At 53.3% G+C, this 21,699-nt stretch carries 26 protein-coding genes and 2 pseudogenes; 2 read left to right on the forward strand and 26 right to left on the reverse strand.

Annotated features, from left to right (window positions below; genetic code table 11):
- Positions 1-77 precede the first annotated feature (77 nt).
- From GH984_RS10235 to GH984_RS10360, 26 genes and pseudogenes are all read right to left on the reverse strand, one after another.
- A complete protein-coding gene (locus GH984_RS10235; RefSeq protein ID WP_153720120.1) occupies positions 78-1,271 on the reverse strand; it encodes a hypothetical protein in 1,194 nt (397 codons plus the stop codon).
- A 51-nt stretch (positions 1,272-1,322) separates the two neighbouring features.
- Entirely contained in the window at positions 1,323-1,526 is a 204-nt protein-coding gene (locus tag GH984_RS10240) for a KTSC domain-containing protein (RefSeq protein ID WP_216643663.1), read from the reverse strand.
- Positions 1,527-1,631: 105 nt separating this feature from the next.
- Positions 1,632-1,797, reverse strand: a pseudogene (locus tag GH984_RS10930) (NAD-dependent epimerase/dehydratase family protein); the annotation flags it as partial.
- Between the two features lie 55 nt (positions 1,798-1,852).
- Positions 1,853-2,086: a DUF2188 domain-containing protein gene (locus tag GH984_RS10250; protein ID WP_153720122.1), complete on the reverse strand. Its 234-nt coding sequence runs from the start codon at positions 2,084-2,086 to the stop codon at positions 1,853-1,855.
- Positions 2,087-2,113: 27 nt separating this feature from the next.
- Positions 2,114-2,443: an HNH endonuclease gene (locus GH984_RS11105; RefSeq protein WP_153720123.1), complete on the reverse strand. Its 330-nt coding sequence runs from the start codon at positions 2,441-2,443 to the stop codon at positions 2,114-2,116.
- 792 nt (positions 2,444-3,235) lie between these two features.
- Positions 3,236-3,675: pseudogene (locus tag GH984_RS10260) on the reverse strand (GDP-mannose 4,6-dehydratase); the annotation flags it as partial.
- A 182-nt stretch (positions 3,676-3,857) separates the two neighbouring features.
- Entirely contained in the window at positions 3,858-4,271 is a 414-nt protein-coding gene (locus tag GH984_RS10265; protein WP_216643664.1) for a hypothetical protein, read from the reverse strand.
- Positions 4,272-4,305: 34 nt separating this feature from the next.
- Positions 4,306-4,893, reverse strand: coding sequence for a glycosyltransferase family protein (locus GH984_RS10270; protein WP_153720124.1), 588 nt, complete (start codon positions 4,891-4,893; stop codon positions 4,306-4,308).
- Positions 4,894-5,165: 272 nt separating this feature from the next.
- A complete protein-coding gene (locus tag GH984_RS10275; protein WP_153720125.1) occupies positions 5,166-7,346 on the reverse strand; it encodes a glycosyltransferase family 2 protein in 2,181 nt (726 codons plus the stop codon).
- Positions 7,347-7,364: 18 nt separating this feature from the next.
- Positions 7,365-8,591, reverse strand: coding sequence for a 6-phosphofructokinase (locus GH984_RS10280; protein ID WP_153720126.1), 1,227 nt, complete (start codon positions 8,589-8,591; stop codon positions 7,365-7,367).
- A 31-nt stretch (positions 8,592-8,622) separates the two neighbouring features.
- The gene (locus tag GH984_RS10285; protein WP_153720127.1) at positions 8,623-9,624 is read right to left on the reverse strand and encodes a hypothetical protein; all 1,002 of its coding nucleotides are present in this window, start codon (positions 9,622-9,624) and stop codon (positions 8,623-8,625) included.
- A gap of 13 nt (positions 9,625-9,637) precedes the next feature.
- Positions 9,638-11,437: an ABC transporter ATP-binding protein gene (locus tag GH984_RS10290; RefSeq protein ID WP_253939211.1), complete on the reverse strand. Its 1,800-nt coding sequence runs from the start codon at positions 11,435-11,437 to the stop codon at positions 9,638-9,640.
- A 10-nt stretch (positions 11,438-11,447) separates the two neighbouring features.
- Complete coding sequence (locus GH984_RS10295; protein ID WP_153720128.1) at positions 11,448-11,939, reverse strand: hypothetical protein; 492 nt, start codon at positions 11,937-11,939, stop codon at positions 11,448-11,450.
- Positions 11,936-12,214, reverse strand: coding sequence for a nucleotidyltransferase domain-containing protein (locus GH984_RS10300; RefSeq protein WP_253939212.1), 279 nt, complete (start codon positions 12,212-12,214; stop codon positions 11,936-11,938). The genes GH984_RS10295 and GH984_RS10300 overlap by 4 nt, the downstream gene beginning before the upstream one ends.
- Positions 12,215-12,286: 72 nt before the next feature.
- Positions 12,287-12,628 (reverse strand): MarR family EPS-associated transcriptional regulator, encoded by a 342-nt coding sequence (locus GH984_RS10305; protein WP_369692051.1) that lies wholly within the window; start codon positions 12,626-12,628, stop codon positions 12,287-12,289.
- 106 nt (positions 12,629-12,734) lie between these two features.
- Positions 12,735-13,241, reverse strand: coding sequence for a GNAT family N-acetyltransferase (locus tag GH984_RS10310; protein ID WP_369692052.1), 507 nt, complete (start codon positions 13,239-13,241; stop codon positions 12,735-12,737).
- Positions 13,232-13,495 (reverse strand): type II toxin-antitoxin system TacA family antitoxin, encoded by a 264-nt coding sequence (locus GH984_RS10315; RefSeq protein WP_153720130.1) that lies wholly within the window; start codon positions 13,493-13,495, stop codon positions 13,232-13,234. Before GH984_RS10315 ends, GH984_RS10310 begins: the two co-directional genes overlap by 10 nt.
- Before the next feature lie 43 nt (positions 13,496-13,538).
- A complete protein-coding gene (locus GH984_RS10320; RefSeq protein WP_153720131.1) occupies positions 13,539-15,851 on the reverse strand; it encodes a glycosyltransferase family 4 protein in 2,313 nt (770 codons plus the stop codon).
- Positions 15,851-16,690, reverse strand: coding sequence for a Wzz/FepE/Etk N-terminal domain-containing protein (locus GH984_RS10325; protein WP_153720132.1), 840 nt, complete (start codon positions 16,688-16,690; stop codon positions 15,851-15,853). Before GH984_RS10325 ends, GH984_RS10320 begins: the two co-directional genes overlap by 1 nt.
- A gap of 276 nt (positions 16,691-16,966) precedes the next feature.
- Positions 16,967-17,383, reverse strand: a complete 417-nt coding sequence (locus GH984_RS10330; RefSeq protein ID WP_153720133.1) for a type II toxin-antitoxin system VapC family toxin — start codon at positions 17,381-17,383, stop codon at positions 16,967-16,969.
- Positions 17,380-17,622 carry a type II toxin-antitoxin system Phd/YefM family antitoxin gene (locus tag GH984_RS10335; RefSeq protein ID WP_153720134.1) on the reverse strand — a complete coding sequence of 81 codons (243 nt, stop codon included), beginning with the start codon at positions 17,620-17,622 and terminating at the stop codon, positions 17,380-17,382. Before GH984_RS10335 ends, GH984_RS10330 begins: the two co-directional genes overlap by 4 nt.
- Positions 17,623-17,673: 51 nt before the next feature.
- On the reverse strand, positions 17,674-18,174 hold the full coding sequence (locus GH984_RS10340; RefSeq protein ID WP_153720135.1) for a hypothetical protein: 501 nt from the start codon (positions 18,172-18,174) through the stop codon (positions 17,674-17,676).
- Positions 18,175-18,522: 348 nt separating this feature from the next.
- On the reverse strand, positions 18,523-18,900 hold the full coding sequence (locus GH984_RS10345; protein ID WP_153720136.1) for a type II toxin-antitoxin system VapC family toxin: 378 nt from the start codon (positions 18,898-18,900) through the stop codon (positions 18,523-18,525).
- Positions 18,900-19,148 (reverse strand): type II toxin-antitoxin system Phd/YefM family antitoxin, encoded by a 249-nt coding sequence (locus GH984_RS10350; protein WP_153720137.1) that lies wholly within the window; start codon positions 19,146-19,148, stop codon positions 18,900-18,902. Before GH984_RS10350 ends, GH984_RS10345 begins: the two co-directional genes overlap by 1 nt.
- Positions 19,149-19,261: 113 nt before the next feature.
- Positions 19,262-20,437: a type II toxin-antitoxin system HipA family toxin gene (locus GH984_RS10355; protein WP_153720138.1), complete on the reverse strand. Its 1,176-nt coding sequence runs from the start codon at positions 20,435-20,437 to the stop codon at positions 19,262-19,264.
- Positions 20,430-20,672 (reverse strand): helix-turn-helix domain-containing protein, encoded by a 243-nt coding sequence (locus GH984_RS10360; RefSeq protein ID WP_216643665.1) that lies wholly within the window; start codon positions 20,670-20,672, stop codon positions 20,430-20,432. The genes GH984_RS10355 and GH984_RS10360 overlap by 8 nt, the downstream gene beginning before the upstream one ends.
- A gap of 335 nt (positions 20,673-21,007) precedes the next feature.
- Here GH984_RS10360 and GH984_RS10365 point away from each other — a divergent pair, with 335 nt between their 5' ends.
- Together GH984_RS10365 and GH984_RS10370 are read left to right on the forward strand one after the other, a co-directional pair.
- Positions 21,008-21,247 (forward strand): type II toxin-antitoxin system Phd/YefM family antitoxin, encoded by a 240-nt coding sequence (locus GH984_RS10365; RefSeq protein ID WP_153720139.1) that lies wholly within the window; start codon positions 21,008-21,010, stop codon positions 21,245-21,247.
- On the forward strand, positions 21,237-21,656 hold the full coding sequence (locus GH984_RS10370) for a type II toxin-antitoxin system VapC family toxin (RefSeq protein ID WP_153720140.1): 420 nt from the start codon (positions 21,237-21,239) through the stop codon (positions 21,654-21,656). The genes GH984_RS10365 and GH984_RS10370 overlap by 11 nt, the downstream gene beginning before the upstream one ends.
- Positions 21,657-21,699: the final 43 nt, after the last annotated feature.

Raw genomic sequence — 21,699 nt, forward strand, 5'->3', positions numbered from 1 at the left:
CCACCAAACTTGCCATGAAGCTGACTTGGTCGAGACAGGTTTGCAGGAAAAACTGGATGAAATTTGCTATGGCTTGTTCACTGGGCAAATGGGATGTCATGCTTATTTTCAGCAGTCAGCGGGGTGCTCCAGCTTTCAGGTTCCGATTCGATAAGGTCCTGATTCATTTTGAGAGCCTCAACCGCATCTTCTGCCGCAAGCCGATGCTTCTGAAAATGGGCAATCACGATTTTCCACGCGAACGTTTGGGCCTGAACCGCTAATTGCCTCGTCAAACTGAACGACAGAAAACCCCGACTATGCGCTGAGCTCCCTCTTAAATTGAAGAGGAAGTAATAGTAATCGAGATACGACATCCCAGTACCAGAGAAAACCTCATCACAGTTGATATCAACCGCCTCTTGCCATCGATCTTCAACACGACTCCGCTTCTGCGGAGTCGAGCGGTCACCGGGCTGACCCAATAAGCCCTCAACAGCACGCGTTGCCTGAACGATAGCGGTTTCCATCTTTGGCAGCGCTATAACCTGCTCCCATTTTTCCGGTTCAGAGTGGTCATGCATTCTCCGCTCAGGCGAAACAAGCGCACAGTCTTGGCAGAATTGATGGTTTTCCATGGCGACGATTAGATTTTGTACTGCGACGAAAAACGGCTCTGACCTTTGCAAAAGCTCGAGCTGACTACTGACTTCGTAAATCTGACGAATTCGAATAATTTCTGCCCCCTCATCATAAACACTCGAGGGCTCTGGACCGTAGTGTTGTTCGCTGCGATCAAGGGAAGGATCGAACCGGTATATCCACTGATAACTCGTCTGTGGGAACGATTCCAAGCCGCGATTAAGCGCTATTGCGAGCTTCAAGGCTTCACCAAAAGTCCGCCAAATATCAACGCTATTAACCGACTCATCAACCTCCGCAACCAGTCCGGTATAACTGTTTTTAGTATGCGTCCAGAGATGGAGCTTCTCATGCCCCCAGGTCAACAAGTACCTATAATCCCCTTTCCTAGGTAAAGTGCCGTTTTGGAACTTTACACCTCTTAGCTCTGCGTGTCTGCATTCTCGATGTGGCGGATCAGGCGGAAATTTTTCTTTGAATTGGCCAACGAGCTCCTGCTTTCGAAGGTTTATGCTTTCTAGAATTTTATTCAGCTGTCCCGGATCGTGGGGCTCGGCTAGTAATTGGACCGCTGCTGCTTTATGAAGCTGATTCAAAGCAGAATCGTCCGAAAGAATTCGGCTCAACTTTTGATTATTGCTACTCGACATCCCCTGAACACTCTTTTATCGCAATCAGTACAACCGCCGCACGAAGTAGGTCTAACACTGATAGCGACCATCAATATGGGTGTTGAAGAAGCCACCTTTCGATGCAGCGCGCAGGAACTGCTCATAGATGTGAGCGGGCACACCGCAGTAGTCGTAGGTGCGGCCCTGCCTAAAGATGATCCGCAGGCGCTGCGTGGTCGGGTCATAACCGATCGCATCAATAGCCTTAGAGCTGACGCTCTGCATCTTCGTCATCAGTCCCTCTGTTGAGCCACTTTCTCTGCTGCGAAACTCATTACCGGCAACACAACCCCGCCGCCGGCGATACCGTCAAGAATTGCTCATCGATCGCCCTGCGCTGAAAGCGCGCGTTTGGGTGCCGCCACCGTAGAGGGTGATGGGGTCGTTGCAAAGCCCCGGCCCGGACGGTGAAGCTGGACACCACGCGCCCGTCGCTGGGGTGCATGCGCCGGCCGTAGGTGTTAAAGATGCGCGCCACCTTGATGTTAAGCCCGTGCTGGCGGTTTCCACAGTTAATGTGGCATTGCCCGGCGGTTTCATCTGAAGGAGGACAATTGCTGCTACCCCCGCGGCGGATATGGATCTCCGCCGTGACTATCGCTCTCTCTGACCTTGCCATCCTTGTTATGGATCCGGAGTTCAGTCTTTTGGTTTCGGCTCACCCTACGCCCGGCATCAATTGCCTCGCGTTTAACGGCGTGGCGGCTGCTCGCGCGCTTACTCCCGCCTCTTTTAACGCTCCAACCACCGTCAGGATTCGGGACGATGTGGTGAGTATCTGGCTTTTTTGGCATATGCCACCTCCGGCATGGCTAAACTGCCTAAACGACACAGCCGAGCTTAACGCCTAACCTTGCAGTGTTGTTTGCAAAATGAAGATCATCACCCTTGGCAAGATTATTTGCCCAGTGCAACGGCTGGAGATTGAAAAGGTCGTCACTACCACCCAAAGCGACGGGCTTGATGTGGTCGATTTCCCAACCCCCGTCAACGCGCTTGCCGTGCTTATCGCGGCATATATGTGCGCCGCAACGATCTTGCCGGACGACGGCAGGGTCTCTGCCTGAGACTACTGTCGCTTTGCGCCAAACTGCCTGTCTAATATCGTCGGGGAAGGGGCGCCCTTGTCGATCTGTATTTCTTTCACGCATGGTCAATCCTCCTTGATTATCAAATCTCACTAGAGCACTAGCCGTGCCGCTGACACCACTATTACCATGGTCTGCTCTAGCCGGACAATCAGAGATTGTCAAGATATCGTGCCTTGATTGCTATAAAGATACCATATATTGTTTGCGGCACTACAAGGACCCTCTCGCGGCGTCCTTAAATCAGGACACTACCCAACAAAACCCCGCAACGCTTTTTTTCAGCCGGGAAAGGACTTATTAAGTCCCTTTTCGACTCCTATTCGCCACTTCGCAAAGCCGGACGGCGGGGCCTCGGCAGTATTGCGGATATCCCCATTCAAAAACGCACAACGTTCGAACGCTAGCAAACTCCCGCCCGAGCCGCACAGGCATCTTGTTGAACTGCATACCTGTGGTAGTCACCAGTATTCGGAGTTAGACGGCACCCAGACGATGAGTCATCGCAGGTTTATAGACGCCTACCGCTTACGATCGTATCGGAAAAAGTAAACATACCAAGATCCTCGGGCGTCCGCTCCACCATGATTGGCGTAACATCCGTACTGCGCGGCGTATCGGTCTTCCGCAGCTTGAGCTGCCTCCCTTGATGTGTAAGGGCCTACAACTTGCCAATCCCGCAGACCAACCACTTTCCGCTCCCATTCCAGTTTTCTCTGATCGACTCGCGTAGTAATACCTACCTGACATGGCATAAGTGATCTCCTTTCAATCTTTTAGCCTAAATCCTTTTCTGCTCTCTTCGCCGTCACCAAGTATGATCTCATCTAGTTGCAGTCGAACTCACGCGCCCACGCCAATCGGATTCACATTGCCCCAGTAGCTTTCGGGTTGCGGATGCACTTCGGGGTCGCCATACACCTCGCTGGTGGAGGCTTGAAAGATCTTCGCCTTGGTGCGCTTGGCCAGCCCCAGCCCAGCATGTTAATGGCACCGTGCACGCTGGTCTTAGTAGTTTGCACGGGATCGAACTGGTAGTGGATTGGCGACGCTGGGCAGGCCAGGTTGTAGATCTCGTCCACCTCAACATAGAGCGGGAAGGTCACATCGTGGCGCATCAGCTCGAAATGCGGGTGATCGAGCAGATGGGCGATGTTGTCCTTGGTGCCGGTGAAGAAGTTGTCCAGACAGATGACGTCGTGGCCTTCGTTCAGCAAGCGCTCGCACAGATGCGAGCCGAGGAAGCCGGCACCGCCGGTGATAAGGATGCGGGAGCGGTGGGAGTAGTTTTCCATTCAGTGCCTTTAAGAAATTGCATTCAATATTTTGAGTTTCAGCGTTTCACTATCCGACTCTTGCGCTATATGTGCAGTGACAATTTCCTGCAATAAATCTCTGTCGATCCGACCAGCCGCAACGTGATAACTGATATTTTCCATCTCGTGCAAAAAGCAACTCACACAGTATAAATAGCCATTCAACAATAGAATTTGCGCAGCAGGCGTACACGCCCGCTCTCCACCATCAACATGGCCAAGTTCAGAAAAGCGCGGAAATCAAAAATCCCGAGCTGGGGGGTCTTGGCGATGTTCCCGAAATTGGCTTCGGTAACATCCTGCGCTCGGAGAAGATTCTTCAATTTGTTCAAACGGTTACCGCGCAACACCTCATACCCATTTTGGCGCAGCTCGTCGCCAAAACGCCCGAGGTAATTCTCGATGGTACGCGGCGACACCTCAAAGAATGCCGCCACCTGCTCTTTCAGAACAATGGCACGGCCCTCGAACACAATACCATCCACACCAGCAGCCTTCTCAATCTCTGCCAGGGCATAAGGATTGTTCAGCACATTTTGCCGATCAATCGCCGATGTGGTGAGGTCTTTATTCATCTTAGCGTCTCGGCGCAGCGCTTGCCGTCGTCGCTTAGGTATTCCATCGCCCCACAACATTGCAAAAACGGTCGATGTCTGGCACGTTACCCAGATCAAATTTCGCCATGACCGAACACGGTATGACTAGAGCTCCTCGCCCGATCAAAACATTGATCGTTGGGCCAAGATAGTATTCTTCATTTCTATGCGGAGGACCAGAAAGTGTGGTCTCGATTGCTGCAAATAGTAAATCAGCATTACGGAAGCCATAGACTCCCGCGCTTGCATAGCAACTAACGAGTTTTTTCTCTACAACATTGATGACGCGACAATCGGTAATTTGAGCATAACTGGATTTACCGCTGGTATTCACGTACAGGGGAAGAAAAACATCCCAGCCAACGCGACCAGCTGGTAATTCAAACTGACAGTACTGATCAACATTTACACAAATCACTTCGCCTGTTGCCGGTACAACTCCTCTCGCCGCAAAGACACTCGCGGCAGGCCCTGGAGGTATTTTTGGGACTGTTATTAGCTCAAAATCAGCAGGGATTCCAAGCCGGCCAATCCAGTCACGACAGAGGCCAGAAAGACCAAAATCTCGTTCGAGGTGATCAGTGGTAATTGCTAAGATCAAGTCACCATCATTAACGTATCCGGATAACCCAGTAAGGCACCATGCTAGGATTGGTCGACCAGCCACAGAAATCGCGGGTTTGCAAGGGCCAAGCGCACTGACCCGAGCTCCTTGACCAGCCATTGGAAGAATCCACGTACGAGACATGTAATTTATCTTAGCGCAATGATGATTAAGGCATCCAAAAAACGAGCCAAGGGCGCGGAGATGAAAAGCATTCAGTGACTTCACCAACATACCTCACTAAAGCCGGTTTTAGCGCCGCCATCGCTTTAGCTCCCTGAAGCTGAGATTTCAAGGCCGCATGCAGTGCTGCAGCCGCTATGAAGCAAGCTGGCTGGTTTATCATGCAACAAAGTGGCAATGTCTCTACGAATTGTGTCCTCAGTGACATTCCAGCCAGCGAGAATTAACTCCTGGTAACGCTCGACCAATGCGTCATGTAGTTGATCTTTGAAATGACCCCATTTAAAAATCAGTTGTTCCAAAACCCGCGCGTCAGAGTGTTGTGGCACAAACCCAAAGCCTAATAAATCGAACCTCATCCGAAGTGTTTGCTGCACTAAGCTTGGCTGATTATTGAACCACCAAAACCCGAACAGCTTTAAGTTGGGAAACTTTCGAGCAAGAACAGTTAGCGCATGATGGGCATCATGATGCAAATGCGTAATTAAAATCCTCAGCTCCGGAAAGCTTCGTGCAAGATACTCAACTTCCGAAAGCCCAGCAACTCCCAGACCGTCACCTCCGAGTTCGTAATCGGGGTTCACTTGGCGCTTGACGCCAACCATCAAGGCCAACGGCATACGATTTTCCTGAAGCCAAGGTAACAGCGCATCCAAGAATAGCTTGTCACTTCGAAGACTCTTCAGTTGAACGCCATCGAGAGAAAGTGCCACATACTCGGGTCGACTAGTCTCGGCCCAACGGTCAAGTAATGCTTGGAATTCTAATATCTCTATTGATTCGGCGGATCGTATTAGGCCCAGCCGAGCAAGAGAAACTGCCGCAGCTCGGGGCTTAAGTAACAAGGTATCGAGACGCAGCGCGGCACCATAGCGGTCCCGGTTCCAATCAGATCTCTCGAACAACGACCACTCTTCCTCATCGCAAGGGTCGTTTGTCATAATAACGCGCTCAATATTCAATCTATTCAGTAATTCTTCATCATTCAGGCGGGAAGAGTCGATAGCGCGCTTGATTTCAGAGTAAGGAAATAAGCCGGGTTCAATGCCCAGGAATTTTAATACTGTCACAACACCTTTTGTAGCTTCGGAAAAGGGCGTATTTGCACGGAAAAGAGTATCCCAGACTACCTCTGCTTGCTTGCGTTTGGATAGCGCGAAAAATCTCTTAGGTGCTATGCCAGATACTGTAAGGCACTCAACCGTTAAGTAATGATAAGTCAGAAGGTCGTCCGCTCCGCTAAGAGAAAACTTTTGGTGCTGGGGTGGGAAGAGATGCGTATGAATATCCAGTATCGGTGCATTATCAAGTATCACTCGGGTGACCTGCCCAACGTTTGCTGCAGAAACTGAGGGCGGGGCCTGTCCTGTATCGGTCGCAGTAATCATAGTCTTACCCCAGTGCGACTCCATGTAGTCAATAATGCGTCGATCAATAACAGTGTCCAACGACGGGACTTCTGGCAATTGTATTTGAGCTGGGCCAGCGGGATGGACAGCCGTTGTGTCGAACGCATCTGTCTTGAAGCAATGCACTCCGGTGCCATCGAACCCAATGTTGGCAATAAGTGGACGCGATGGAAATAAACACATCGTATTGGTTAGATAGTGTGCAAGTACCCAATTAATGCTCCAGATGTCATTGGAATCGTCTAATGCAGCGTAACTGTCGATGTACGCGCGGACATCTTCTGGTAGCTTTGGGTACGTGCCCGTTTCATGTGTTAACTTAAGCAAGTGGCGTAAATCAGTATCGTAATCAATCCAACGATCGCGCCAGGTGCCCCAACCCCATGGCACGAATCTTGATATCAGTGAGCCCGAAATAGTTGGTGAAATGGTAGAAACGTGTGGAAACTGATATCCACATACACTACGCACCGTTCTATCACGCCAATACTTAGTTAAGCCCGCCTGCATATAATCGAAAAATCCCGGTTGTGGTATGCAGTCGTCTTCCAGCAATATCACGGCTTCGTGATCCTGAAGGGTATCAGAGACGGCGCTTACAATTGACCGGCGTAGACCCAAGTTGACCCTACGCCGCACTAAGCGGACATCTGCCCACTCGATGGCTGTGGCTTCTGCAGCGATCTCCTCTTGCTTTTCTCTGATTGTTCGGTCATCAGCGCCGTCCATGAACACCAAAAAGCGCCTTACCTTCAGACGCCGAAGGGCATCGAACACCTGCTTCACATGATCTGGGCGGCTGTAGGCAAGCACCGCTATTCCAATACTTAATGGTCTGTCAGTCTGACTTGATTGCATTGATAAGGTGCCGATCTATTAGGTACGAAACTTCAAGGTATCAAGTGGTGGGAAGAACCGCTCTGTCCCATATCCGTAACGTGACTCAAAACGGCTCATCTTTAGGATGCGGTTAAGGTAACTTGTATACATTTCGGTAACGTCGAAATTCTGCGTGCTAACAAATTTACCGTGCATCGATCTCGAAAAATCGGTGAATTCACTGAAGGAGATTGTTCCTATAGGATCTTCACTGGATACACACACATCAGGACCACGAATCGTCGCCAAGAAATCGCTTGCCCCTTCGCTCAATTGCTGCACAATATGCCGTCCTTGCCGTTCGGCTACGTCTAAATCGAAATCCAACGTGTCATCGATAGCCTGACGTTGCAAAATTGTCGGAATGTAGGAGCGCGAGGAAATACCTGCTTGCAAAAGATGGTCAACAAGTAATTGTGCGGCAGTAGTACGGCTGGATCCGTACATCGTTTGACCAGTAGCATCCTTGACCGAACCTACATCACCAACGGGGTAACCCTCAGATATGACGATAACCGCACGACCCGCGTTGGCTAACTTATCATCGACCGCACCGATTAGCACGTCCAGTGGCTGAGGGTCTTCAGGCAACATTAACAATAGCGGAGCTTTCCTACTAGGATCAGCTATTCGGGCTGCGCCGGCAAGGAAACCTGTCTCCCGCCCAAAAGTCTGTGCGACTAGAACCCTGTCGTGTGATGCTGCACCCGCGTTTTCAATATCAAGGAGTTTGGTGACTTTTGCCCAATGGTTAACACAGCTAGGAAATCCTGGCGTAAAAAAAACATCTCGGCACTCTGGATCACCGAGATCGTTATCTACAGTCTTTGGCGCAGCAGCTACACGTACACTTTTACCAATCGCTGATGCGATTGCTCGAGTCTGTTTGATCGTCCCGTTGCCTCCAATGTTAATGAAAGCACCAATATCATACTGCTCGAATATATTCGCCAGTGCCTCTAACTCATAGCCGCTAAGAATCGACATACGCGCCGTACCTATAGACGCTGATCCTGGCGTTCGGCGAAGCATTTCAAGCTCTTCGTTGTTCAAGGAACTGAGATCCATTAAAGATCCATTTAATAGACCGGTTATACCCGGAATACCGGCAAAAATTCGACCATAGGATTTCATTTCCACTGCCTGACGAATAATTCCAACAAGCGTTGCATTAATTACTGTCGTTGTTCCTCCCGACATAGTTACTAAAAGATTTTTTTTCATTTTAGGAGGCCTCTACTTGTTGCAAACATATTTAGCGTGAGAGACTCCATTTTTTATAAATTTTCCGCATGTATACCTTAACCCTATCTGGGAGACGTGCTGCAATTCTGTATAGAAGGCTCATATTGCGATCCGGCTTATTTCGACTTTTTATAAGCCGCTGATGTAAGTGCTCTGATTCCTCTTTGTCGACAAAAGCCGAAGGATCATTAAATAGGGAGTCAACACCAAAATTCTTTAAGGCCAAATTGATCCAAGCAGGGTCATGGTCTTTTACGGGATAATAAATAATGTGGTAATCGATAAATCGCATCAAGCGAGGCTGAATTCTTATCTGCCTCGCACGGCGGCGAGCGATCATAGCAAGTGTCTGCTCTGGATTACGCCCCCCCTGTTTATAAAAAAAATAAATATCTTCAATTGCATTATGAGCCCAAAGTTTACCGAAATCTTCCCAAGTTCCAAAAGTCAAATGATCGCTTAACCATGCACTTGGTATAAATGGATTTTTAGATACAGTTAACGTGCCCGAGCAAAAGTCGAGCATTGAGACAAATGAATTTGTGATAATAAGGCAATCTGTGCGTATTCTTAACGCGTGAGTGAATGTTTTTCTATTTGGAAGTTGCTCTATATATCTATATAGTGCACTCATCGAATAAAACATTCCCATCGTGGCATTAATTGATGAGTTCGAGCCCGTTTCTATACCAACCGTAGAACTGTAGAACTCCTCGGGCAAGGGAACGGCAGTTATGCAAGCAGAAACCTTAGGGTGTGCAAGCACAAGATCGATATCGGCAAGATTATCGCGATCACGACGCTTGTTGCCTAGGTCCTCTTTCCAGATCAGAGCAAAGATCTCAAAGTTCAAACCATCGAGAACCGATTCTAGTCGTTTTATGACTAGAGGAGCGTAGCGGATGGGCCCGGCCATCAAGACGGCAACCTTGTACTCCAGGTATTTGCTTGAAACAGATAAGGGGGTCGTACCTTCAACTGGGGTCTGGGTCGAATTTTTGTCAAATTTCATATACGTACATTTTTCACTTTACTACGTAGCCTGTTACCGCCATCGCCCGAAACCGCTCATCTGCCTGCGTCAGTTCGTCAAAGGTCCCCTGCGCTTTCAGCTCACCTTTCTCCAGCAGGAAGATGGTGTCGCAGGCTTTTACAGTGCTTAGCCGATGAGCTATCAGGATGATGGTGATTTCATGCCCCAGGTTGTGCACCGCTTCCATCACCGCCTGTTCGGTCAGGTTGTCGAGCGCGCTGGTGGCCTCATCCAGAATCAAAACCTGTGGGTTGTGATACAGCGCTCTGGCAATGCCAATGCGCTGGCGCTGCCCGCCCGAGAGGCGCACGCCACGCTCACCTACGGTGGTTTGATATTGCTGCGGCAATTCATTGGCCACGAACTCATGCAAGTTAGCAATTTTGGCGGCGCGCTCCACGGCGGCTTGGTCGATGTCTTTTTCTTGTAGGCCGAAGGCGATGTTGGCGGCCACCGTGTCGTCGGCCAAGTAAATCTGCTGCGGCACATAGCCTATAGCGCGCTGCCAGGCACGGCGGTTATGTTCAATGATGGCTTGGCCGTCTACTTCTAGTGTGCCTTCCTGCGCTTCAAGCAGGCCGAGGATCAAATCCACCGTGGTGGTTTTGCCGCTGCCGGTGGCGCCCACCAAGCCCACCGTGCTTTTGGCGGGGATGGTGAGGCTTAAATTCTTTAACGCCGGCTGCGGGGCGTTGGGGTAGGTGTATTGCACATCGTTCAGCGTGATCGCCTGGGTGAGCGGCATCGCCGCCTTCGCTTGATGCGGGTTGGCCGGCTGCAGGCTCATTAGGTCTTTATGCAGGGCATCAATGGCCGGGCCCGCAAAGCGCAGCTGGGTGACCGCGCCATAGATCTGTTGCAGGGCGGGCATCAGGCGATAGCCGGCAAAGGCATAGAGCGCGATGATGGGCAGGGCGCTGGCAAAGCTGCCGCTTTGCGCCATCAGATACAACACCACCAACAGCATGCCGCCAAAGGCAATGGCCTCTAGCGCAAAGCGCGGCAGTTGGCTAATCACCTGTGCAGAGGCCTGATGCCGAGCATAAGTGCGTGCAGGGTCAGAAAACCGATCGATATAGGCCTGCTCCAGCCCCGCCACTTTGATTTCTTTCGGTGCACCAAAGGCCTCGCTGACGGCGGTAAAGCGCCACCGATTGGCCTTCACTCGTTCCTGGCCAATACGCGTTAAAAACCCGCGGGTGATCTTAAAGACGAGCGCATAGGCCGCGGTCAGCGTCAGCCCCACCACCAAGGCAAGCTTGGGGTCAATAAAAACTAATAACGTGAGCAACGATAAGGCAACGGCACCGTGCGCGATGATGTGCATCATGGGTGTGATGCCACCGCCAATGACCTCATTGACTTCGGAGAGAATAGTTTTACCCAAATCCGCACTATGCCGGCTCAAAAACCAGCTATAGGGCTGGTGCAGGTAGCCTTCTACTAGGCGCTTGCCGATGCTGTATTCGCGCATCAGGGTAAAGCGCAGTTGCGCGTAGGTGGTAAGCGCCTTGAACGCCAGCGAGACCACCAGCAGCACAAACACCATAATGCCGAGCAAAAAGAGAAACTGATCGGTGGTGGTCACACCAATCGCGCCGGCCGCAGTAAAGGCAGTGTTAAGGATGGCGTTGGTCTGCACCAGCTCTGGGTTTGCCAGCACGCCCATAAACGGCATAATCGAGGCCACCCCAATCATATCCAGCAGCGCCATGGTCAAAATCATGCATAGCAGCAGCACCCCGCGCTTGCGCTCATGCGGGGTGAGGAGGGCTAGGAGTTTTTTAAGCATGGAGTAGGGATTAACTTTCGGAATCTAACCAGCCGCGTGCACGCAAGTCGTCGAGGAGACTTTCCACCACGGCGCTCAATGTAGGCACAAATTCATGGCCTGCTTGAAGCGCGTCTGCCAGTGTTGCCGCGTCCTCGATGTATTCATGCACCATCTGGTTGCGCAGCTTGCGCATCGTTAGCCATGCATCAGCTGACGGAATCAATTGCAGCTTCTCCGCCCGATCAAGATTATCAATCACAGCCCCGGTGTGTTCGCCCACTGCTTCGAGGTAAACAGGCAGAAGCTTGTCGCCCAAGGTGTCCTGAAGGCGCCCAAATCGACTCACAAAGGCCTCGACACGCTCAGACTCATCGATACTATCCGCTAATGCGGCGGCACGCTCTGGCGTGAAAGGCCTGCTAAAGACGCGTTGGTCCGTTGTGGTCAGGTGCTCTTGCTCACGCTGGACGACGCGACTAAGAAATTGCAGGCGATCGAGCTGCTCAGAATCCCTATTCAAAGCAGCTGCCCCTGCTGCTCGGCAACCCGATGGACGGCTTGCCGAGTCAAATTAGGAGCAGACAGTAGGACATCAACGCGACGGCCGCCTAGGCTGCGGCTGATCAATGCCGATAGCCTTGCAGAAAGCAGTGCCGGGCGCTCAACTGGATTATCTAGCTCTATCAGCAGATCTACATCGCCACCACGCCTCGAGTCATCTAGCCGTGAGCCAAACAGCCGCACACGCGCAGTGGAGCCGCACTCGCGGCGCACCACTTCACGGATTGCTTGCATGTGTTTCGGACTTATACGCATGGGTTTGTTGATAGGCCCAACCAATCGCACTCCTGAGGCAGCTGCAGCCCCTTAGTTTTGCCTCACTTTAGCCCGCAACTCCTCGATCTCTCTCTGCAGCGCCTCGTACTCCGCCTCCTTACGCCGCAGGAAGTGCCAGGTCATGCGGGTTTTTTCTTCAATGCCTTGAGGCGTGAGCAGGTAGGCGTATTTGAGCTTTTTGGGGTTTTGCTGAAAGTTCTGCAGCTTCACCAGCCCCTTATCAATCAGCGCGCGCAGGCAGTAATTTGTTTTTCCCAGGCTCACGCCCAGCTCAACAGCTAACGCGCGCTGCGTCAGATTCGGGTCTGACTCCAGCGCCTCAAGCGCTTTAAGCGCAAGCGCTTCATCGAGGGAGGGGTTAGCTTTGGTCACGGTTTTTAGGGGTCTTTAGGCGTATTCAGGCACGCTACCGCCGAGCCGCGTTCGTGCAAATTTTGAACGAGCTTGTTCAAAGTGTGAACTAGATCACAGGGTTGGGTCAATGAGTGGGCGATGGCAGCATGACTGCTATGGGCAACATAAGCGTCATTTCGTTGGTTGGCGAGTCATAGAACCCGTGTTTCACATAAAAGGATCGAGCCTGCTCATCAAGTGCGTGCACCAGTATTGCTCTAATGCCGATATGCTCCGCGGCGGCATACACTCGGCAAAACGCATCTTTCAAAAGACCCCGTCCAATCCCTTTGCCGCTGTAATTCAGATCAACCGCTAATCGGGCGAGCAAAACCACAGGCACCGGATCTGGCGCGTTTCGACTTACCTTACTGGCAGCTTCCGCACGGCTTACTGACCCTGAAGCTAGCGCGTAGTAACCAATCACTCGCTGGTTATCGTCGCACACAACAAATGTGCGAGCTGCCGCGCCCAACTTTGTGGCCTTTAAAGCGCGTTTTTTTAACCAATCATTCAGTGAGACATGGCCGCAATCGAAATCTTCGAGCAAATGCTCGTCGCCCAATAACGCCGGCGCTTGAATCACTCCCACGGAGCCTTATGCTCCAGTACCTTTTGTACCCGCGGGTTGGTTGTGGGCGGTGCATCGAGTGCATCAACAAAGGCTTGGTAACGTTCTGGAGACACTAGAATCAGCGACTGCTCCAGAATGACTTCTTCAGCCCGTTGCACGGCGGCTTCCAACACAAACTCTGTTCGATTTCTGTGCGTTAGCTTCGCGGCACGATCAATCAAACTACGAACCTGCGGCTCGGCTTTCATATTCATGGCAACAGATTGCGTCATCACGCACCTCTTTTATCATCGAGTAGGCGTCATTATCGTGTATCTAACGTGTATCCACAACCCCCGCCACGCCAACGGCTAACACCGCGGTTACTAACACCGCGCCCAGCGGGCCGGAGACCACGGGTGTGAGCAGCATCAGTGCCACTACCACTCCCAGCAGGCCTTGTGCGGCCAGTGTATTCACCGGGCGCCAGCGCTGTTGGACCACGGTTTTCTGCAGGCCGGCGGCCAGTAAACCCAAGATGGCCACATACAGGGCAAGCGCGAACAATCCACCAATTTGGGTCAGCGCCAAATAGGCGGATTGCGGTGAGTCGTGTGGCAGGGCGGCATCGCCAAAGCCGGCTAGCGGCCGCTCGGCAATGCGCACAAGGCCCTCATGCCAAGTGTCAATGCGACTGGCTAGGGCGGGATGGCGCTTGGCGGCCAGTTCTGGCTCGCCGCCCACATACAGCAAGGCCGATTGCACCGGGCCCAGATACTGCGTGGCCAGGCTTTGGCTATTGGGTTTAAACACACCGGCCACGGCAATCGACAGCACCGCCAAGAGCCCCACGCTTATCAGCAGGTTCAGCGCGTATCGCCGCGTAATGCCCGGCGTAAAAAAGGCCGCCAACAGCATAACAATCAGCCCGGCTAGCGCTGCGGCCATGGCCGTTTGTAATTGCATTGCCACCAGCAGCATAAGCATGATGACCGTAAGCAGCATGGCCACCCCAAGGGCGGCGCGGGCCCGCCAGCGCTGCCTAAACTGACCCAACCCCACCGCCACAATGGCCACCAAGGGCATGAGCACCAGCGCCAGCAGCAGACCGCTGGTTCGCGCATCACCCCAGTAGCCTTTATTGCGAATAAATCCGGCCTCTAGCATCTGCCAATTGGCGCCATGCAGCCAGGCCAACAAAATACCCAGCAGCAACACGGCAAATAACCCCGCCGCGTGATGGCGCACCCGGGTAAACCACCAGCCCAGCGGCAGGGCAAACACACCAGACATGCCCATCATCGGCAGCCACAGCGACCACACCGGATCAGGCCGCAGCGCAATCGCCAAACTCACCCACGCTGATAAGCCCAGCACCACCCACGTCAGCGGCAGGCGGCGCAGGTCTTGGGCCATTTTTTGCGCGCAGCCCGCCGTGGCTAAAATGAGCAGCGCACCGGCACCGGCCACCACGGCATCTGCCCCAAACGGCAACGCGGCCATTGCCAAATACAGCGCGAGTAGCGCAACGCGGTCTGCCCCCGTAGACGCTTGTGCACGGCCCGCCGCCCAGCCGCGCAGGCGCTTAAGCGCACGGGTGCTGCGCCAGGCGTATCGCACAAACAGATAATGCGCGGCCGCCACGATAAGCAAGGTCGTGGCCAGCAGCACGTCGGGCACGCCAATGGCCGACCCCACTACGCCAATCGCCCCTAATGCCGCGGTTACTGCGATGAGCAACGCTGCCGACTGCCCCGGCGTAAACCCCGCCCGCTCCAGCACATGATGTAGATGCGCGCGGTCAGCCCGAAAGGGGCTTTGGCCACGCATAACTCGGCGAATACACAGGCTTAGCGTATCGAGCACCGGTAGCACCACCACCCAGGCAATGCCCCAAGGCGAGACCACGCGATCGGGATGCTGCGAGATCGTCATGGCCAGCCAAATTACCACCAGGCCCAGCCCCAGGCTGCCGGCATCGCCCAAAAACACACTCGCGCGACGCCGCAGCGGGCTACGCAGGTTATGCACCAAAAAGCCCAGCACCGCGGCGGCTAGGATGAGGGCAATTTGCACAGCCGTTATGGCGTCTGCCAGCAGCGCGGCCACCGCCAGCCAGCCGAGCATGGCAAAGACCGTGCCGCCGGCCACGCCATCAACGCCGTCCATCATGTTGACGGCGTTCACAAAGCCGACAATACCCATCAGCGTAATCGGCACTGCCAGCAGGCCCAGCGCCATCGGCGTGCCCCCGGGCCAATACCCCAGATCATAGAGCACCACCCCGCCGCCGCCGATCAGCAGCCCCGCGCAAACCAGCTGCACCGTAAGCCGCGGCCCTACCGACAGCCCCCGCTGATCATCCACCGCCCCCGCGCCGAGCAGCAGCAGCAAAGACACCCACAATGGCCAGTGGGTGGTGGCCGGGATTAGGCTTGTGGGCGCCATCAGGGCCAGCGTGAGGAAAAAAGCGAGGAATAGCCCCAGGCCACCGATGGTGGGCGTGGGCTTTTCGTGGGTTTTACGACCGCCCGGTCGGTCCACAAACCCCCACCGCTGCGCCGGGCGCCGCAGCGCCTTGATGCCCGCCGCCGAGAGCACAAAGGCAACCAGCAGCGCGGGCGCTAGAGATTGCCAAAGCGGCGTCATTATGGGGCGTGGCCGGGGCGGCTGGCCGGGCCGGCGTCGGCCTTCAGCAGGTCGCGGACAATCGCTGCAAACATACCGACCATCAGCCCAAGCAGCGCGCCAAGTGTTAGTAATAAGCGCGCAGACGGGCCCTCTGGCGTGTTTGAGCGCATTGTAGATCGGACAATTTCGGTGGGAGCCGACGCGGCCAGCGCCCCCTCAAGCTGCCAGCGATCTCGCTCATAGGCGGCGCGGTCAGACTGACGGGTTTGAGCCAGGATGCGATCGGCCAGCAGGTTGATGGCGGCCGAAATTTCCTCAGAGTGGGTGCCGTTGGGCTGCACCGTTTGACTTAAGCGAGCAATCTCTTCCTGTAAAAAGGTGAGCTGCGACTGCAGGGCGGCCACGCGTTGGTTGAGCTTCTGCTCATGCTCCTGAACAATTTCGTTGGCCACCGCCTCAAGCAAGGCTTCGAATGGCTCGGCCTGCTCGATGGTGACCACACCGTACAGACGGATATAACCCGCTGCGCTATCGGCCACTGCCGCTGATGGGCGTGGCAAACCGGATTCAGCAAACTCGGCGTTGTAAACCTGACGGGCAAGGACTTCTTGTATTCGGCTGACCACTGCCGCCGGCGTTTGGATTGGCTCAACGGCATCGCCCAACAGCGTGGGCTTTTCACCCACCGCCAGCATCATATCCATATTGTAAGCCGGTGTGCGCGTGAAGGTGTACGCTGCCGTTGCGGCAAAAATAATGATAAATATCAAAGCGATGAGCCACTTCTGCCGGGCAAGCATCTGCCCGATTTCCGCCAAACTCACCTCATCATCTGCCGCCGCCGCTTGGTTTGCCATTTAACCTCCCTATCGAATGCCAGTTGCGTTGGTCTATTAGACGGGCATGATAACGGGTTTTAGTTGGGCATGGCACGCGTTGCGGATAATGCTTGATGTAGGGTAACGGTTACGGGGTAGGCCCAGCGCCGGGGGTTTGGTACCTCCTTCAGCGCCCCTAGGAAAATTTCTGAATATTGGCAATGGCATTCTCGAAATGCATAGATTTTCCTAGAGAGCGTATGACACCAACACCTTGGTCAAAAACCGGTTTTTCGCACACGGCCAGCTCGTAACCTAAAAACTACTCAGCCCTAAGCCCCGTGCGGCGGCAGCCAGCTTCTGATCAAACGTGGCAAGCCACGCATCGGCGCGCAGCGCGAGATCTAAGTAGGTGGCATCGTAGGCGCTCAGGTTCATGCGCCGGGCAAGCAACATAACGGCCTCTTGTCTGGCTGCAGATGGTGTGGCGTCAGTTTCGATGGGTAACTGGGAAAGGCGGGTTAAATAGACGCTAATCTGTGCCTCAGTTACCACACCGCGGCGCTCGGCAACCAACAGGGCATTGGCCACCTCAATATGCCATAGCGCGGGCACCCACGCCGATTGTGTTTCCAGATTATCTAGGAGCTGGTCCGCTTGCGCTACCTCTTCCGGCGCCTGCCGCTCAAAAATCCACGCAAGCGCCGCAGAAGCATCGAGCACAACATTCATCGCCGCCCCTCAGCAACCCAGCCCCGAATCTCAGCATCCGAAACACCGCGCACCTTTGGTATGGCACGCATCGCGGCAATTGCCTCGCGTCGCGCAACCTCAGTGCCTACGCTAACAGGCACTAAATCTGCCACCGGATCACCCCGTAAAGTAATGGTATAGCGCTGACCGCGCTGAACATCACGCAGCAATGCCGACAGCTTAGTTTTGGCCTCGTAAGACCCAATTTCAGATTTCATTTTTATACCAACTGGTCTATTAACTAGTCGTAAAGATTAACATAAATTTCGCTAGGCAGCGCATGACGCCAGTTCCATCGCACTAAAAGGCGGCAGCCGATTGGGGCGCACCTCAACGCTCGAAGCCAATCGCGTCTTAAACCGGGCAACATCATCGGCGGCGGCTAAAAACGCAATGCGATAAGGGCCGGATAGCCACCGCTGGAAGGCAGCGAAAGAAAGGGCCTTCATCGTTAACGAGCGGGCGTTAGCCAGCCGAAACGCCTTGAACTCCGCTTTGGCGATTGACCAATGGGTTGCTGCCTCATCATCGTCTAAATCCAACTCAGCAGAGATCGACCGCTGGCCGTGCCTTTTCAGCCGGCCCATCACGGCTTTTCCCACAAAATGCAGATAAAAGCGAAACACCACCACCTTAACGGGCGCTGTTTTGACGGGCGCTGTTTTGACAGGCGCTGTTCCTAAATAAGCCTCAACTAAACGCCAGCTTGGATCTTCTGCCTCAGGCGCAGCCAACCACGCCCGCAAACCCGGCAACCGCCACTGAAGCATCGGGTTAAAATAGACCACCACATCGGCCGGGTAAGGCCTATCATCCGGTGACCAAGCCTTAGGCTCATTAGCAACAACAATAACAAGCTCGAAGCGCCCGCCCGGAACCGGAGGGCCAAGGCAAGACGGGAGTGATTAGGATGGTTTTTGTTGGGGGCATGCTTAGGGGAAAGTTTTTAGTGGAAAGCTGTCAGTTCGCAGTTGGCAGTGGCAGTTGGCAGTTGGCAGTGAGATCACTCGACCGCAGCCCCTAGGGAAATTTATGCATTTCGAGAATGCAATTTCCACTTTGCAGGAATTTTCCTAGAGAGCCTGACACCACCCCCATCCACTCAGCCACTCAGCCGCTCACGGCCGAAAGACTTGCATCTCCAGGCCGTCGATCATCCGGTAATGCTTATCGTTGGCGGTGACAAGCGGGGCACCCAAAGATATAGCCGTTGCCGCGATGAGCGCATCAGCCAACTGCAGGCCATTGCCGAGAGCATGGGTCTCCATCAGAAACATGGCTCTGGCGGAAATATCGGCATCAATGGGTTGCACGTAGGCATCCCAGTACTGCAGTGATCGCCGTAGGATGTTCATCTCGGCCTTGTCGCGCACGCCCTGAATCAATTCCATGTAAGTGACGGCCGATAGGGTAAAGCCACCCGCGTTATCCAAAAGCTCCGCTGCCTTAGCATTACCGCGGAGATTCCAAATGAGAACATCCGTGTCCATCAACATTAGACGAGCGGCCGTGGTTTTCTTAGCGCACGAACTTCTTCTTCAACGCTGAGCGCTGTTGCACGCTCGCTGCCTGCCCATAAACCGAAGGCCGGATTACGGTCTGTGCGTGCTTCGGGCGATAATTTGTAGGCAGTTAACACAGCGCGCGGCTTACCCCGAAAGGTGATAACCACCTCTTCGCCACGCTCTGTAGCCGCCAACAACTCAGGGGTATGCAAACGAAGATCTTTGGTCGTGGCTTTCATCTAGCCTCCAATGGATTGGATATTGATGTAGTTTTTCAAGTTTCACTAAAAAGTGCAACTTAGTTTTGCCTGCGGTTGGGCGTGGTTGGGTGTGGGCTGCCCGCCAGTCAGGGTTATCGACTGACACCGTGGAGCGTTGTTGCCATATGCTCTAACAGGCTGCGTTGATTTGAGTTTAGGGGTTGGGTTAGGCGTTGATTAATTTCCTGTTGTATTGTCGCCAGCGCTTGATCGCAGTCGCTGTATAGGTCGTTAGCTTGGCTTATCGTTAAGTCACAGGTTTGAACGCCAAAGCGCAGCAGGTACTCTTTGCTCCACCACTTTTTGCTGCCTAAAAGCGTTAAAGCAGCCACGTCATTTTTGATATACGCAGTTGTATTCACGATGTCATAAGCCGGCGCCAACCGGACTGAGTTGGCATCTTCGTAAATCAAACCAAAGTTCTTTAAATGCGCATCACCATTTTGCAGGCGATGATTTAACACGGTCAGTTTAAAAAATTGCTGCAACGAGGGCTGCTTGTATTGGGGGCTGCAGAAGCGTTTGATGGTTTTGGCGACCTGCTCACAGCTGCCCGTATATTTGTCATCGCGCTGCTTCGCCTGCAGCACGCACATGTCTTCAAAACCGAGCGGCACACCAGTGGCGGTAAGATCAAAGCGCTTGAGAATCAATAGCTGATTATCCTCGGATAAATAAAACTCAGGCACAGGTATTCCAGCGTGTTGCGCGGCGCGCATACAGAAGTATTCGTTCAGCGCCAGCTCGGGATAATCCGGCCCCCAAGCCTTAACAATGTAATCATCAAGTGTAAGCGTAACCTTATCTTCCAACTGCGCCAGCACCTTGGGCTGCACACCACTGAGCGCAGACCGCAAAGCGAAGCGTTCAACCAATTCATCAAATAGCCCCTGGTGCGGATGTAACAGCTCATCCAGCCCAACCGGAGATGGCGCAGCCGTCGTCGTATGGGCAGATGGCGTCCGCTGGTAGTGCACACGCCCGCGAATACTAGGAGCTAGTAAACGAAGCAGGCCAAAATCATCTGTAGCGGTTAGTTTGGCAAAGTGCTTTTTAATCAGCGCCAGCAAAAAGCCCTCTGGCAAGTGCATCTCAAACACCGGGGGTAAATTCGGAAGCACATAGGCTTTCCTGCGCACAGGCATGGTCAGTGAAACGAAATCATCGGTACTAACCCCTGCGGCATAGCTAAACATATAGTCGCTATGCTCTTTAATTAGCTGCCCTGCGAGCTGGCCGCGAACAAACACATCTAGCGCTTCACTCACGCCTTAATTCCTCCAAAGTGGGCCACGGCGATTTATCACGCACAGCCAGCTCATAACCCAAATAATCCAACATCTTCATCACTTTTCGCACACCAATATCGCCAGAGCGTCCCTTTTCGAGGGCATTAATCGTCGCACGCGAGATGCCTAAGTGCTCGGCCATCACCGTTTGGGTAACTTTTTGTTCTTTTCGTAACCGCGCAATGGTTGCGCCGAGTTCTTGATAATCCATCATGGTTGCTTGGTGCTTATGTGGTTTGGTGCTTATGTTGTTCAGTGCTTATGTTAATTGGCGAAAATACGCTACAATTATGACTCAATGGCCAATTTTGTAAAGTATTTTTTCTAAAACTGCGCACCTTCAGTTTGGCGCGCATCGCGGTGTCGCCGGGGGTAGGGTAGATACCTTGTTGATCGCCCCTAGGAAAATCTATGCATTTCGAGAATGCAATTGCCAATTTGCAGGAATTTTCCTAGGGAGCGCATGACACCAACACCTTGCTCGACAGCTGCGCCCGCGCTAAACTCAGTTAAACTAAGTTGGACTAAGCAGAAACAGACCACAAAGCAATGGAATCAATTAATATTCACGAAGCCAAAACTCATCTCTCGCGTTTTGTTGAAGAAGCGGCATCTGGCAAAGAGATTGTGATTGCGCGTGCTGGTAAACCAATCGCGCGGCTTGTTGCCTTAGAGCCTGCCAACAAGGCTCCCCGGCAATTGGGGCTTGGTCAGGATCAATTTGAAATTCCCGCCGACTTTGACCATCGGGATGCGGCCGAGATTGAGGCCATGTTCGATGGCAGGTAATACACTGCTGCTCGACACCAACATTTTGTTGCACGCATTGATTGCGCCGCAACGCTTACCCGCGCAAACCCGCACGGATTTGATCGAAGCGCAGAACCGCGTGTTATTCAGCACCGCCAGCTTGTGGGAAATTGCGATTAAGTCTTCGCTCAACCGAGCGGACTTTAATTTTGACTCAGCAGATATTGAGCGCTTGGCCGAAGCGACCGGCTTTGAGCTGCTGCCCATCTTGCCAGAGCACTGCCACACGGTCGCAAAGCTGCCGTGGCATCACCGAGACCCTTTCGACCGACTGCTGATTGCCCAAACGCTCAGCCTGCCGGCCTACTTCTTGACCAGCGACTCAATGCTCACCCCCTACTCACAGCTAGTCACCCCGACCCCCCGTGCGGCGGCGGCCAGCTTTTGATGAAACGTGGCAAGCCACGCATCGCCGCCAACGGGGGGGGGGG

The sequence above is a fragment of the Spiribacter salilacus genome (assembly GCF_009649225.1).
Classification (GTDB): domain Bacteria; phylum Pseudomonadota; class Gammaproteobacteria; order Nitrococcales; family Nitrococcaceae; genus Spiribacter; species Spiribacter salilacus.